This window comes from Micromonospora sp. NPDC049047 (genome assembly GCF_040649135.1).
Taxonomy (GTDB): domain Bacteria; phylum Actinomycetota; class Actinomycetes; order Mycobacteriales; family Micromonosporaceae; genus Micromonospora.
This window is the reverse complement of record NZ_JBEZEY010000013.1, coordinates 24,791-39,171: the sequence shown is the minus strand read 5'-3', so window position 1 is coordinate 39,171 and position 14,381 is coordinate 24,791. Positions and strand designations below refer to the sequence as shown.

The 14,381-nt window shown below is 69.8% G+C and carries 13 protein-coding genes; 7 read left to right on the top strand and 6 right to left on the bottom strand.

What is annotated here, in order from left to right; translation table 11 throughout:
* Positions 1-41 precede the first annotated feature (41 nt).
* Together AB0B86_RS20840 and AB0B86_RS20835 are read right to left on the bottom strand one after the other, a co-directional pair.
* Entirely contained in the window at positions 42-1,928 is a 1,887-nt protein-coding gene (locus AB0B86_RS20840) for an ATP-binding cassette domain-containing protein (RefSeq protein ID WP_357404540.1), read from the bottom strand.
* Between the two features lie 281 nt (positions 1,929-2,209).
* Positions 2,210-2,701 carry a MarR family winged helix-turn-helix transcriptional regulator gene (locus tag AB0B86_RS20835; protein WP_357404469.1) on the bottom strand — a complete coding sequence of 164 codons (492 nt, stop codon included), beginning with the start codon at positions 2,699-2,701 and terminating at the stop codon, positions 2,210-2,212.
* A gap of 106 nt (positions 2,702-2,807) precedes the next feature.
* Between AB0B86_RS20835 and AB0B86_RS20830 the strand changes: the two genes are divergently transcribed.
* The 7 genes from AB0B86_RS20830 (at position 2,808) to sodN (ending at position 8,120) form a co-directional block, all read left to right on the top strand.
* Complete coding sequence (locus AB0B86_RS20830; protein WP_357404470.1) at positions 2,808-3,857, top strand: LLM class flavin-dependent oxidoreductase; 1,050 nt, start codon at positions 2,808-2,810, stop codon at positions 3,855-3,857.
* Positions 3,850-4,878 (top strand): LLM class flavin-dependent oxidoreductase, encoded by a 1,029-nt coding sequence (locus AB0B86_RS20825; RefSeq protein ID WP_357404472.1) that lies wholly within the window; start codon positions 3,850-3,852, stop codon positions 4,876-4,878. Before AB0B86_RS20830 ends, AB0B86_RS20825 begins: the two co-directional genes overlap by 8 nt.
* A 26-nt stretch (positions 4,879-4,904) precedes the next feature.
* On the top strand, positions 4,905-5,606 hold the full coding sequence (locus AB0B86_RS20820; RefSeq protein WP_357404474.1) for an NAD(P)-binding domain-containing protein: 702 nt from the start codon (positions 4,905-4,907) through the stop codon (positions 5,604-5,606).
* A 124-nt stretch (positions 5,607-5,730) separates the two neighbouring features.
* The gene (locus AB0B86_RS20815; RefSeq protein WP_357404476.1) at positions 5,731-6,180 is read left to right on the top strand and encodes a hypothetical protein; all 450 of its coding nucleotides are present in this window, start codon (positions 5,731-5,733) and stop codon (positions 6,178-6,180) included.
* Positions 6,181-6,318: 138 nt separating this feature from the next.
* Positions 6,319-6,834, top strand: a complete 516-nt coding sequence (locus tag AB0B86_RS20810; RefSeq protein WP_357419433.1) for a hypothetical protein — start codon at positions 6,319-6,321, stop codon at positions 6,832-6,834.
* A gap of 3 nt (positions 6,835-6,837) precedes the next feature.
* On the top strand, positions 6,838-7,644 hold the full coding sequence (locus AB0B86_RS20805; RefSeq protein WP_357419430.1) for an inositol monophosphatase family protein: 807 nt from the start codon (positions 6,838-6,840) through the stop codon (positions 7,642-7,644).
* A gap of 71 nt (positions 7,645-7,715) precedes the next feature.
* Positions 7,716-8,120, top strand: coding sequence for a superoxide dismutase, Ni (sodN, locus tag AB0B86_RS20800; protein ID WP_357419428.1), 405 nt, complete (start codon positions 7,716-7,718; stop codon positions 8,118-8,120).
* A gap of 91 nt (positions 8,121-8,211) precedes the next feature.
* Here sodN and AB0B86_RS20795 read toward each other — a convergent pair whose 3' ends face one another.
* The 4 genes from AB0B86_RS20795 to AB0B86_RS20780 form a co-directional block, all read right to left on the bottom strand.
* On the bottom strand, positions 8,212-9,765 hold the full coding sequence (locus AB0B86_RS20795; RefSeq protein ID WP_357419425.1) for a polysaccharide lyase family 1 protein: 1,554 nt from the start codon (positions 9,763-9,765) through the stop codon (positions 8,212-8,214).
* 301 nt (positions 9,766-10,066) lie between these two features.
* Positions 10,067-11,134: a hypothetical protein gene (locus AB0B86_RS20790; protein ID WP_357419423.1), complete on the bottom strand. Its 1,068-nt coding sequence runs from the start codon at positions 11,132-11,134 to the stop codon at positions 10,067-10,069.
* Positions 11,135-11,196: 62 nt separating this feature from the next.
* A complete protein-coding gene (locus AB0B86_RS20785) occupies positions 11,197-11,829 on the bottom strand; it encodes a hypothetical protein (RefSeq protein WP_357404488.1) in 633 nt (210 codons plus the stop codon).
* 27 nt (positions 11,830-11,856) lie between these two features.
* Positions 11,857-14,277: a family 43 glycosylhydrolase gene (locus AB0B86_RS20780; protein WP_357419420.1), complete on the bottom strand. Its 2,421-nt coding sequence runs from the start codon at positions 14,275-14,277 to the stop codon at positions 11,857-11,859.
* Between the last annotated feature and the right edge of the window lie 104 nt (positions 14,278-14,381).

Genomic DNA, 14,381 nt, shown 5'->3' with positions numbered 1-14,381 from the left:
GCCCCGACCGGCGGGCGTACCCCTCGTCGTGGCGGTGCTTCTCAGCGCGCGGAGGTGGTGTCCTGGTGCGGAAGTGGCGGGCGCTCGGTCCGGGTGGCGTCGTAGCCGGCGGCCTGGAGCGCGAACAGTTCGGCGTACCGGCCGCCGGTGGCGACGAGATCGTCGTGGGTGCCCTCCTCGACCAGCCGGCCGTGGTGCAGGACGAAGATCCGGTCGGCGTGCCGGACGTTCGCCAGCCGGTGCGTGATGAGGATCGTGGTGGCGCGGCCACGACGGTCGCGGATGGCCTGGAACAGGGCGTCCTCGGCGCGGGGGTCGAGGGCCGAGGACGGCTCATCCATGATCAGCAGCTCGCTGTCGCGCAGGAACCCGCGGGCCGCGGTGATGCGCTGCCACTGTCCACCGGAGAGGTCCTGGCCCCTGGCGAAGGTCCGGTCGAGCAGCGTCTCGTACCCGTGTGGAAGGTCGTTGATCATGTCGTGGGCGACCGCGCGGGCGGCGGCGGCCTCGATGAGGTCCTGCCGGGGCTCGGTGTCGACGTCGCCGATGGCGATGTTCGTAGCCGCGGTGAACGGCCACTTGTGGTATTCCTGCGTCACCACCGCGATCCGGGCCCGCAGCCCGGCGACGTCCCAGTCCGCCAGCTGTCGACCGTTCCATTCGATGCTGCCCTCGGAGGGGACCCGGAGGCCGGCGATCATCGCGGCGAGGGTGGTCTTGCCCGAGCCGTTCTCACCGACGAAGGCGACGGTCTGGCCAGCGGTGATCCGCAACGTCACGTTGTCGACGGCGGGGGTGTCCCGGTCGGGATAGCGCAGGCTCACCTTGTCGACTGTCAGCTCCCGTAGCCGTTGCGGACCGGCGGCGGGTCGCGTGGCGTCCGGCAGGTAGGCGTCGGCACGGGTCATGAAGCCGGTGTAGTCGCCGAAGTGCTGACCCTCGGTGTAGACGTGGTCGACCTGGAAGGTGGCGATGGCCAGGGACCGCTGCGCGGACTGGACCGCGATGACACAGGTCGCCGCGGCGGCGAGCGGAATCTGCCCGTCCAGCAGCAGCAGGCCGAGCAGGACGTAGACGGTGCCGGTGGCGAGGCCGCCGATGATCGCCCCGACAGTGGTGGTGGTGGTGACCCGACGGGCCAGGGCGAGTTGGATGTCGGTCTCCACCCGCATCACCCGGTCGTACTGATCAAGGAGGAAGCCGCGCAGCCCGTACGAGCGCAACTCCGGGGCCGAGGCGCGTTCGGCCATCAGCTTGTGCAGCAGCCACAGTCGACGGCGGCGCACCGATCCGGCGGTGTACGTCTGGTACCGCAGGTGCCCGGCCCGCAGCGACGCCCAGGCGTTGGGCACCGTGGCCACCAGCAGGGCCAGCAGCAGCAGCGGGTGGATGATGACGACGGCCGCCGCCACGGCGAGCAGCCCGGCCAGCCCGGCGAGCAGGTTCATCGACGCCTGCACCAGCCCGATCGTCGACTCGGTCCCCCGCGAGGCGCGTTCCATGTCGTCGGCGAACGCGTCGGCGTCGAACGCCTCCAGACGCACCGCCGTGGACACCTCGAACAGACCCCGCTCCACCTCCCGGCTCACCCGCGGTGTCAATCCGTTCTGCGCGTACCCGGTGGCGATGCCCATCCCCGCGCGCAGCGCGACCGCCGCCGCCAGCACGGCCAGGGCGGGTATCGCCGCCCGCACCTTGTCGGCGGTCGGCCCGCCGGCGAACAACTCCACAAGCACCCGCTGGGTGGCGAGCAACCCGAAGGCCGCCATCACCCCCGCGCCGACCGTCGCCGCGGCCACCACGCCGGTACGGAGTCGGTCCGCGCGCCAACTGATGCCCAGGGCGGTCCGCACGAGCCTGGGCAGCTCGGCGAAGACGGCGAAGACACCGGCCTCGGCTCGCGCCCGCACCCCCGTCTCCCACCACATCTCGCGCAGCTCCGGCAACACCGACTCGGTGCTGACCGGGCCGGGACGGTCCGCCCGGGTGCGGTGGGCCGCGGCGGCGGCGGTCTCGGTCATGGGCGTACCTCCCGGGGCGCGCAGCCGTAGCCAGCTCCACCTCGACAGCGGATCGGCGGGTTCCTGGAGGATTGGACCACCCGACTGTCGCTTTCGGCAATCGTCTGAGCACTCTCGGTCATGGCATTCCTGCACCTGCCGTTCGACGACAACCCCAGGGTGCTCCGGCAGCTCGCCAGATGACGTGATCAGCCCTTGTCCGGCGCGTCGAGGCGCGCTCGCAGCGCCGCCGCGATCTCGCCGGCCGCGACGATCTGCTCCGGTGTGAGGGCGTCGACGAAGAGTTCACGGATGGCACGCAGGTGGGGAAATGTCGCGTTGCCGAACGCCTCGGCGCCGGCCGCGGTGAGCAGCACCTCGGCCCCGCGGGGGACGGTCGGGCACTCCTGGCGGCGGATCAGGCCGCGGCGCTCCATCCGCCCCAGGTGGTGGGAGAGCCGACTACGCTCCCAGCCGATGTGCGCCGCGAGCGCGGACGATCGCATCGCCCGCTCCGGCGCCTCGCTGAGCGCGAGCAGTACGGCGTAGTCCCCGGTCGAGAGGGCGGAGTCACTCTGCAGTCGGGACTCCAGGCGGGAGCTCAGCGCCGCCGTCGCCTCGATGAAGTCGCGCCAGATCCGCAACTCCTCCGCCGCGGGTAGCTGGCGCCCTCCCCGCCGCGACGGTGTGGTCTCCGTCATCTCATTCTCCCGGGAATTGACGCGTCAATTGCCAAGTTAGCATCATTGACACGTCAATCGGTAGGCCGCTCCCGCCGGTCACCGACGGGAAGCCGAGGAGGACACCATGACAGCCACAGGTTTCGAACTGGGGCTCAACTCGTTCGGGGAGGTGGCCACCGACGGCGACCGGGTGCTGAGCGACGCCGAGACCGTACGGCTGCTCATGGCCGAGGCTGAACTCGCCGAGTCGGTCGGACTCGACGTGTTCAGCCTGGGCGAGCACTACCGGGAGGGTCACAACGACTCGGCGACACCGGTGTTGCTCGCGGCAGCCGCGACGGCCACCGAGCGGATTCGCCTCGGCACCTCGGTCACGGTGCTCAGCACGAACGATCCGGTACGCCTCTACCACGAGTTCGCCACCCTCGACGCCGTGTCCAACGGCCGCGCCCAACTGGTCCTCGGCCGCGCGTCGGCGACCGAGTCGTTCCCACTGTTCGGCTACGACCTGGCCGACTACGAGCGGCTGTTCGAGGAGAAGCTCGACCTCTTCCTGCGGCTACAGCGCGACGAAACGGTCACCTGGTCCGGAACGGTGCGAAGCCCACTCACCGGGCAGCGCCTGCACCCCCGGATGCGGCCCGGCGGCATCCCGACCTGGATCGGCGTCGGGGGCAGCCCGAACTCGGTGGTCCGCGCCGCCCGACACGGTCTCCCGCTGATGCTGGCGATCATCGGTGGGCGACCCCAACGGTTCGCCGGCCACGTCGACCTCTACACCAAGGCGCTCGACCAGTTCGGGCATACCCCGCAGCCAATCGGGCAGCACTCTCTCGGCCTGGTCGCCGACACCGACGAGGAGGCGGTGCAGACGTGGTGGCGGTACTGGCAGCCGGTCGCGGCGGCGCTCGCCGCGGAACGCGGCTTCTACAAACCGGACCGCGCACGCTACGAGGCCGAAATCGCGCACGGGGCGCTCTTCGTCGGGTCACCCGAGACGGTGGCGCAGAAGATCGCCACGGTCGCCCGCGACCTGCGGCTGAACCGCTTCGATCTGAAGTACGACATCATGCACCTGCCCCGCGAGGCACGCGCGCGCACCATCCAACTGCTGGGCAGTGAGGTTGCGCCGCGGGTCCGGGAGCTGCTGGCGAAGGAGCCCACCCATGTCTGATCTCTTGTTCGGCCTCGACACGTTCGGCGACGTACCGCAGGACGACGCCGGCAAGCTCGTCTCGCACGCCGCGGCGATCCGCCAGGTCGTCGACGAAGCGGTGCTCGCCGACCAGCTCGGCGTCGACGTCATCGCGTTGGGCGAGCACCACCGCCCGGAGTACTCGGTGTCCACGCCGGAGACGGTACTGGCGGGCATCGCCACCCGTACCTCGCGGATCCGGCTGGCCTCCGGGGTGACAGTGCTGAGTTCGGACGACCCGGTCCGGGTGTTCCAGCGCTTCGCCACAGTCGACGCGCTGTCCAACGGCCGGGCCGAGGTCATCCTCGGTCGCGGCTCGTTCACCGAGTCGTTCCCCCTCTTCGGCTACGACCTGCGCGACTACGACACGCTGTTCGAGGAGAAGATCGAGCTGTTCGTGAAGCTGCTCGACGAGAAGCCGGTGACCTGGAGCGGCACCCTGCGGGCCCCGCTGGAGAACGCCGACGTCTTTCCCAAGACCGAGTCGGGTCACCTGGACACCTGGGTCGGCGTCGGTGGCTCGCCGCAGTCGGTCGTCCGCACCGCCCAGTACGGCCTCCCACTGATGCTCGCCATCATCGGTGGCGCCCCCGAGCGCTTCGCGCCCTACATCGACCTGTACCGCCGGGCGGCCGACCAGCTCGGCACCACCGCGCATCCGGTCGGGATGCACTCCCCCGGCTTCGTCGCCGACACCGACGAGGAGGCCAAGGAGATCTACTGGCCGCACTACCGGATCATGCGGGACCGGATCGGCAAGCTGCGGGGCTGGCCGCCGATCCGCCGCCAGGAGTTCGACTCCGAGGTGGAGAACGGCTCCCTCTACATCGGCTCGCCGGAGACGGTGGCCCGCCGGATGGCCCGCGCGATCCGCAGCCTCGGCGTCGGCCGGTTCGACCTCATCTACTCGGCCGGAGCGCAACCGGTGAGCGCCCGGATGCGGGCCGTGGAACTGTACGGCGCCAAGGTGATCCCCATGGTCCGCGAGCTGCTGGCCTGATCAGAACTCCCCAGCGAGAGGACGACATGAACGACAACGACCGGAGCCGGCCACAGACCCTCGGTGTCCTCGGGGCCGGCAAGGTGGGCACGGTGCTGGCCCGGCTCGCCGTCGCCGCCGGCTACCGGGTGCTGGTCGCCGGCTCCGGCGATCCGGCGAAGATCGCCCTCACCGTCGAGGTGCTCGCTCCGGGGGCGGAGGCCACCACGGCCGTCGACGCGGCGGCCCGCGCCGACATCGTCATCCTCGCCCTGCCGCTCGGCAAGTACCGCAGCGTCCCCGTGGAGGCACTGCGCGGCAAGCTCGTCGTCGACGCGATGAACTACTGGTGGGAGATCGACGGTATCCGTGACGACCTCACCGACCCGCGAACCTCGTCGAGCGAGATCGTCCAGGCATTCCTGTCCGACGCACGCGTCGTCAAGGCGTTCAACCACATGGGCTACCACGACCTCGAGGACGGGGCGCGGCCAGCGGGCACCACCGACCGCAAGGCCATCGTCATCGCCGGCGACGACGCCACCGATGTCAGCGCCGTCGCGTACCTCGTGGACGCGCTCGGCTTCGATCCGGTCGTCGCCGGTCCGTTGGGCGAGGGGGTACGGCTCGAACCGGGAAGCGAGTTGTTCGGCGCGAACGTGAGCGCCGACGACGCCCGCGCCATGCTCGACCGCTTCCCCGAGTCCGAGCGGGGCCGGATCATCGCCGCCGCCCGCGAGGCGTCGTAGGGGCGCCGGCGGCGGGGCTCCGTACTGATCAGGAATCGAGAAGCCCCGAGGCCGGCGTCCGGCCTAGCCTTTTCCCAGAACGGCCGGCGGCACGCCGAGCCGGACGACGAGAGGGAGCCCGAGCATGTCCGCGAAGACCACCGCCACCAAGTCCGACGGCTTCACCGCCGAGGAGCGCGCCGCGATGAAGGAGCGCGCCGCCGAGCTGCGCGCCGAGGGCAAGAAGGGCGCCAAGAAGGCCGACGGGCTGCAAGCGGTCCTCGACCGGATCGCGCAGATGGAGCCGGACGACCGGGCGCTCGCCGAGCGCGTCCACGTGACGGTGACCGCCGCCGCACCGGACCTGTCGCCCAAGACCTGGTACGGGATGCCCGCCTACGCGAACGCGGACGGCAAGATCGTGGTCTTCTTCCAGGACTCCGGGAAGTTCAACTACCGGTACTCGACACTGGGCTTCCAGGACACCGCCAATCTCGACGACGGAGACATGTGGCCGGCGTCGTACGCGCTGCAGAAGTGGAGCCCCGCGGTCGAGAAGAAGATCACCGAGCTGGTGCGGGCAGCGGTTTCCTGATCTTCCCGGAAACTGCGTGGATCGGGGCGACAGCAGTGGCCCGTCCGGCCCGAGGTGAGCGATGATCGTGATCGGCAACCGAGGGAGTTGGACAGTGCGGACGATGTGGCGCAGGCGAGCGGTGAGACGAGCAGCCCGGTGACGGCCAGGGCGGGTCAGGCGTTCGACACCGGTCGGGCGGTGTCCGACGTCGCGTCGCTGCTCGCCGCCGATTTGCCCACGGCCGGCGAGACGGTCAGCGAGGGTGACCCGGCCACCGGGGAGTGGACCGGCACCCGGGGGGCGGGCTTCCAGATCATTCCGCTGTGGGAGAGCGACGACCTCGTCGGTGTGTACGGCACCGAGTGGAACGAGGCCGAGGAGACCGCCACGGCGCACCTGGCCCTTGTCGTCGGTGAGCTGGACCGCCGTTGGGGCCCGCACCGCAGGGTGTCGATGCACGTACCGCTGTTCCGCAAGCAGGCCGGCACACCGATGCCGGCGCTGTTCCAGTCGCTGAGCGACATGGACTGCTACGGCGACCTGACGGTGTGGGGGCCGACGGGGGCCGAGGGTCGGTGGGTAGCGGTCTCGGTCAACCAGTGCGACGGCGACGCTCCAATGATCATGATCGCGGTGGCCAGTCGGTTCGCGATCACCGAACTGCAGGAGTGACGCGTGTCGATCACAGACCATGCCGTTGCCATCGCGGCGGCGGAGGCCGGAGCGGCTGTCGTTCGCGCACGATACGGGTCGCAGCTGACCCGCATCACGAAGGTCGGACACGACTTCGCCACCAGCGCCGACATCGAGGCGGAGAAGGCCATCCTCGACGTCCTGCGCGCAGCGCGTCCGCACGACGTCGTGGTGGGCGAGGAGAGCGGACGCACGGGCACCGGCGAGAACGGACGCACCTGGCTCGTCGACCCGCTCTGCGGCACTCTGAACTACGCCGCCCGCACCACGCTTGTCGCGGTCAACGTCGCGCTGCACACCGGAACGGGCGGCGCCGTGGCCGCGTCGGCGGACCCGTTCAGCGGTGAGGTGTTCTGGACCGACGGCGGCGCCGCGTACGTCCGCAGCGCCGGCACTGACGAACGTCTTGTCCCGTCTGCCGAGTCGAAGCTTGTCGACGTCAACCTCGACCCGCCGTTTCCCAGCCGGGACGTCTTCCTGGCCGCCCGGATGCTCGCCGACGAGGACTTCATCGACAGGTTCCAGCCACGGGTGGTCTCCACCACCCTGGCGGTGGCGTGGGTCGCCGCCGGTCGCCGCGCCGCCTACGTGACGGACCGCCACGACCTGAGCCGCAGCGTCCACTTCGCGGCCGGAATCGCCCTCTGCCACGCAGCCGGTTGCGTGGTCACCGGGCTCGACGGCGAACCGCTCGACACCGGCGGGAACGGTCTCGTGGTCGCCGCCGACCAGCCGACACACGCCGCGCTGCTGACCCTCGTTCGGAGGCAACGCCATGCGACGGCGTGACCTTGACATGAAGTGCGGTTGAGGTCTTAACCTCCCGTGCGTCACCTCAGCCTGTCGTCGGAGGGAATCTCATGCACCTGCCCCGCCTTCTCCGCCCGCGTACCGTCGCGAGCGCCCACTGCGACCTGCCCTGCGGCGTGTACGACCCGGCCCAGGCCCGGATCGAGGCAGAGTCGATCAAGGCGATCTCCGAGAAGTACCAGGCCAGCGACGATCCGGAGTTCCGGACCCGGGCGTTGATCATCAAGGAGCAGCGCGCCGAGCTGGTCAAGCACCACCTCTGGGTCCTGTGGACCGACTACTTCAAGGCGCCGCACTTCGAGAAGTACCCCCAGCTGCACGATCTCTTCAACGAGGCCACCAAGCTGGCCGGTGCCGGTGGCGCGAAGGGCGCCGCCGACCCGGCGGTCGCCGAACGGCTGCTCGGCAAAATCGAGGAGATCTCGAAGATCTTCTGGGAGACCAAGCAGAGCTGAATCGACCCCGAACCGGGTGGCACCTGCCTCCTGATCGACCGACGCTCGCGGGCGGGAGCGGCAGCACCGGCCACTCCCGCCCGCTCGGCGGTCAACTGGCGTACGTCTCGAACTCGCCGACGCGCGGCGTACCACCGGAGCTGTTGATCTTGAAGTTGATCTTGCTCAACGTGGTCGCGGAGAAGGTGATCGAGCCCGCCCCGCTACCGGAGGCCAGCACGACCCCGTTGTCGTTGTTGATCAGCTGCCAGGACCCGATCGAGCCCTGCGTGCCGGACGGCTCCCGGATGATCACGCGGGACACCCGGGTGGCCGAGCCCCATTTGATCGAGATGGTGCCTGTCGATCCGGCCGGCGACCAGTAGGTGGCGAGGTTGCCGTCGCGCACGTTGCCGTAGCTCGTCCCACTGGCCTTGCTGGAACCGTCGGCACCGGCACCGAGGCTGAGGTTGGTCCCACCGGACGGCGGCGGGGTGGTCGGCGGTGGCGTCGTGGGCGGCGGGGTGGTCGGCGCAGGAGTGGTCGGCGGCGGGGTCTGCGGCGAGCAACTGCCGTTCGACACCCGCAGGCCCGTGTTGGCGCCCACCGTCTGCCGGACGATCTCCGGAACGCAGGTCGCTCCGTCGAGGGTGTACGGGTACGGGATGCTGACGGTGGTGGTCGACGTCAGGTTGGGGCCGGCGGGGTAGGTCTCGCTGCCGGCGCCGGACCAGGTCACGTTGTCGAGGATGTTGCCGCTGACCTGCCAGTAGCCGCGCTCGCTGGTGTAAAAGGTGCCGAGCACGTCCTTGGAGTCGCGGAAGTAGTTGTTCTCCACCTTGGCCTTGGCGCCGGCCCGCGAGTTGATCCCGGACTCGTGCAGGCTCACGTAGTGGTTGTTGTAGATGTGGGCCGTGCCACCGCGCAGCAGCGGTGTGCGGGAGTCGATGTTCTCGTACAGGTTGTGGTGGAAGGTGATGAAGCCGTTCGACAGGTCGCTCTCACTGGACCCGATGAGGCCGCCCCGCCCGGAGTTGCGCAGTATGCTGTAGGACAGCGTCACGTACTGGGTGTTGTCCTTCATGTCGAAGAGTCCGTCGTACCCCTCCGACTCCCCGCCCGAGGCCTCCAGGGTCACGTGGTCGACCCAGACGTTGCGGACCGTGCTCTCCATGCCGATGGCATCCCCGCCGTTCGAGGTGGGCGAGCCCGACTTCTTGACGTTCCGGACTGTCACGTTCTGGATGATGATGTTGCTGGAGTCACGGATGTGGATGCCGAGCTGGTCGAAGACGGCCCCGCTGCCGACCCCGATGATGGTGACGTTGCTGATCTGCTTGAACTCGATCACGCCGGCCGCGGTGTTGCAGCTCGACCCGGACACCTTTGTGGTGTTGCCGTGGTTGATGGTGCCGGTGACCTCGATGACGATCGGGGTGCTGCTGCTGGCCCGACCACACAGCGCGGCATGGATCGCCGTGCCCGTGGTGGCCCGTACCGTCGGCCCGCCCGCGCCGCCGGTGGTCCCGCCGTTCTGGGTGGCGTAACCGGTGGCGCTGCCGACCGCCGCCGACGCCTGGGGGGTGGGCAGCGCCACCCCGATCGCGATCCCCACGGCCGCCGTGGCCAACGCCGCCTGATATCGCAACGCAACTGGTCGTCTCATCTCGCCTCACTCCACATTCGTCTGGCTCTCGCGACGCACAGCGACGACCGTCGCGACCGGCCGCACCAAGCGCGTCCATGGAATTGACGGCATTGAATTGCTCTGCCGCCTTCGACATCCACGAGACCCTGGTGGACGCGATGGAGCGTCACACATCCGTCACCCTCTGGCAGCGGACGCACAATGCGATCATCCGGTCTCATGAATGAAACATCGATGTGACGCAATGGTAGGAAAGCGGTTTCCCTCGGGGCAAGGTTTGGCGCTTGCAGGTTTGTTGCAGTGCCCGGCGTGCGGTGGCCTATCGGGAGGCGTCGCCCGCGTCGGGTTCGGGACCGGCGGGCGAACCGCCGACGAGGACCGCGTCCCGGCCCTCCTGCCGGGCGCGGGCGAGCAGCCCGGCCAGCCGACGCCGCCGGTGCCGGAGCACCGCCCGCACGCCCAGGAGCAGAGCGGCGACAAGACACAGCAGCACGAGCTGTGCCCACGGTACGACCCAGGTGGTGACGGAGGCGGACGCCTGCCGCACCTCGGCGCCGGCCTGAGCGTCACCGAGCACTGTCGGTGACGTGCTGACTGTCGTCCGGACGCGGCCCAGCGCCCAGATACCGTCGGCGCGGGTATCGATCTGCCGCGTACCGCCCGGCAGCAGCTCCTCGACCTGACCGGTGGCGTCGTGATCGGTCCGGCCGAGCAGGTCGGACACCGCGACGCGGCTCGTCCCGCTGACCCAGACATTGCCGTCGTTCTGCACCGTGTAGCGGACCCGGACGGTGCCACCGGCGAAGGGATTCCACGACGAGGTGTACGTCGCGTTGAGGTCCCGGACGGACAGCGCGGCCTGGGCGGTTCCGTTGACCCGCACCATCACCCGGAAGCCGACCCTGCTCTCGACGTTTACCGTGCCACCGGTGCTGGTGACGGTCGCGGCGATGCCGGCCGGGTGGTCCCCGGGCGTGGCAGCCCTGGGGACCGTGATCGTGAACGGCACCACCCGCGTCTCGCCGGGGCCGACGGTGACCTTCTCCCGTACGTCGATCCAGGTGCCTCCGTCGACCGAGGGACGGTCGGACGACAACATGTTGAAGCGACCCTTGTCGGTGAGGTAGCCGTCGGCGGCCTTCAGGGAGAAGGCGACAGCGTTCCGGCTGAAGTTGCGGACCGCCAGGTGCTCGGTCACCACCTGCCCCGGGTCGAGGCTGGCGTTGATCCACCGGCGTTGGTCGGGACCGCTCGGGGTGGCCGGCTGGACCGTCCAGGTCAACGCCTTCGGGTCTGGTTCCGCCGCCGCCACGGTCGGCGCGGCCGTCACCGCGAGGGTCACGACGGCGAGGACGGTGAGCGCCCGGCGCAGCGGGGAGACGGTCATGACGATGGGCCCTTCGGCAGGCGAGGTGTGGCGGGGGCCCACTCCGGGCCCCCGCCACAGCACTACTCGAACAGGGAGAGCGTGAGCGTCGAGCTGTACTCGCCGGCGGCGACCTCCGCCGGAGTGCGCAGGTACAGGTCGGCGTTCACGGAGTACGAGTCGCTGGCCACCGCCTCCGAGTCGAAGGCCGAGACAAGCAGCTCCTGGTCGACGAGGCCGACGTTGTTGCCCGGCAGGGTCGCCTCGTCCAACGCGGTCACCACCTCCTCGCCCTCGGTGACCAGACCGGTCTCCCCGCCGTCGAGCAGGCGGGGCTTCCAGCCGAAGTGGTCGGCGGTGATCGGCGCCTGGCCGGAGCTGCCCGCGAAGTCGGTAGCGCTGCCGAGCACCGCCCAGGCAGCCCCGTCGGGCACCTCGTCGGCGACGCGGGTGTCGGTGACCGTCACCGTCGGCAGCGTACCGACGAACTGGCGGACCAGCAGGGTCGAGCCGTCCTCGGACAGCGCGACCGCGTCACCGGCGATGGAGAGGGCCAGGACGCCCGGTTCCCGGATCTCGTCGATGTCGACGGTGACCCGGACGCTGGCGTCGTCGTCGGGGTCGGCCAGGGCGGGCGACGGCAGCACCGCCGCCCCGGCCAGCACCGCTCCGACGGCGCCGGCCGCGAGCATCCGCCGCCGTTTGTCTGTGTTCATCTGGTCTCCGTTCTCAGCCATCAAGGGTCATCCGCCGCAGGTGCCGGCGGGATGTTGCACGGTGCGGACGGTCGTCACGTCCTGTCCGCCGATCGCCCCGGTCACCCGGACCGTCGCCGAACCCGCCGGCACCGAGACGGCCCGCGTGTTGAACGACTGGTACGCGTTCGCACCCGGCGCGACTGCCGCGAACGAGCGCTCGCCGTACGGGCTCTGCACGGTGATCCCCACCGGCGCGTCGCTGTCGTTGCGCGCCTGCACGGCGACGTAGACCTTGCCGCCGACGCACCGCGCCGACGCGGTGACAGTGACAGGCAGTTCGAGGGTGGCCGCCCGGAAGGACCAGGTGTCGAGCTCGAAGAGGTCGACGCCCGCCGGGCCGGTGTAGGTGAAGTAGACGTCGTGGACGCCGCTGACGCCCTCGAGTTCGGCGGTCACCTCGGCCCACTGGCCGACAGGTGTGTCGACCGGGACCGTGCCGACCACGGGACCGGTGGCGGTGTCCAGCCGGACCTGGATCTGCCCGCCGGCGGCGAGCGCCCGCACCTTCGCGGTCACGCGCTGCGCGCCGTTGGCGCCGAAGTTCACCGACGACAGCGCGGTCCAGTCGCCGTTGTCGATGTCGCGGACCACCAGGTTCGGTGCCGCGCCGCCGAACTGGGCGGAGCTGCCGTCGACCTTCGTGGTCGCGACGCCCTTGCTCCAGCCGAAGGTCTCGGCCTCGAAGACCCGGTACGGGTCGAAGTCGCGGACCTGGTTCACCCCGGCGTAGGTGCCGACCACCTGCTGGATCGTGCCGTCCGGGTTGAAGGCCAACTCCTGGATGTGCGGGCTGCGGTACCCCTGAGTCGTGTTGCCGTTGATGCGCTTGTTCAACGTCGGGGCGTGGTAGGTGAAGTAGTACTTGCCCTCGAACTCGAAGACCGACTGGTGGTTGTTGCCACCGGTGCCGGCTCCGAAGAACTGTGACTGGTTCGGGAAGAGCACGCCCGCGTAGGTCTCCTTCGGCCACGACATCGGGTTGTCGGAGATCAGGTAGCCGATCTGGCCACCCCCGGGGTAGCCGGGCAGCGGCTGCTGACTGCCACCGAAGTCGTTGCCGCCGAAGTGCGACGAGTACGAGAAGTAGTACCTGCCCTCGCGCTTGAAGACGTGACCCGCCTCGAACGCGACAGGAGCGTCGACAACCGCTGCCGTGCCCTGGGTCGCGACCATGCTGTCGTCGAGTTCGATCGCCCGGATGTTCTTCGGGTTGTTGAAGCGCTCGGCCGGCGGCATGCTCGTCGACGCGGGGCCGCCACCGAAGTAGAGGTACGGCTGGCCGTCGTCATCCACGAACGGGGCCGGGTCGAACTTCCACGCCACGTCCTCCGCACCGGGGGTGCTGCCGTTGATCAGCGTGCTGGTGCGTTCGCTGGTCCACGGGCCGAGCGGCGACGCACCCGTGATCACGTTGCTGGAACCGCCACCGTTGGCGTAGTAGAGGAAGAACTTCTCCTGACCGTTCACCACCTTCTTGGTGATGCCCGGCGCCCACGAGTTGGTGGTGAACGGCGCGACCCCGTTCGGGCCGGCGACCTGGATCTCACCGTGGTCGGTCCAGTTCACCAGGTCCTGCGAGGAGATCACCGTGATCTGGTTGATGTCGCCGTAGTTGATGCCCGGCGAGACGCCGGTGGCCGGATTCGGGGCGTAGCCCTGGGTGTCGTTCGTCAGGTACATGTACACCCGGCCGTCGTGCACGAAGCCGAAGCCGTCGGCGCCGAACTTGTGCCCGATCAACGGGTTGTGCTCCCCGGGCAGCTTTCCGACGACCTCGATCGTCTTCGACGCCGGCGCGGGCGGCGCGGCGCCGACCACCGACACGTCGTCGAGCGTGAAGTCCATCAGGTGCAGGTCCGGATCGGTGGCCGGCGTGGCCGTCCACGGGGTCTCGAAGAACAGTCGTGCCGTCGACACGACCTGCCCCGACGGGATCGTGAACGTCCCGTTGAACTGCGCCCACTGGCCCTTCGTGGCGGTGACGCTCACCAGGTTGGTGTAGGTGCCGCCGCCGTAGTGCATGGTGGCGAAGAACTGCTTGGTGGCCGGGCCGTTCGGGTTCTCGTACTTGATGCGGGCCGTCAGGGTGTAGGCCTGGCCGGCCTGCACCTTGCCGCTGAGGTCCTGCATCGGCCCGGACCCGGTGGTCGTCCGGCTGGTCACGAGCGCGGCGGTCGCGCCCGAGAAGGCATCCGAGGTGGCCGACAACTGGGCGCCGTCGGCGGCATTGCCATTGTTGACGAACCAACTGGCCAGGCCGTCCTCGAACCCGCCGTTGACGATGAGATCCGCGTCGGCGGCCTGGACCGGCGCCGCCCCGGTGACGAACCCTGCGGCCAGCATCAGGCCGACCGTCGCGAGCGCGGCGACCCGTCCTCGGGTCGCCCGTCGCATTCGTTGTGCCACGGAACATCCTCCTTCATCTCTGACGTGCGGTCATCGGCGTACGGGGGATCGGTGGTGATGGGTGGTCCGGACATCAGGGGTCGACTGTCGCCACCGGCTCGACC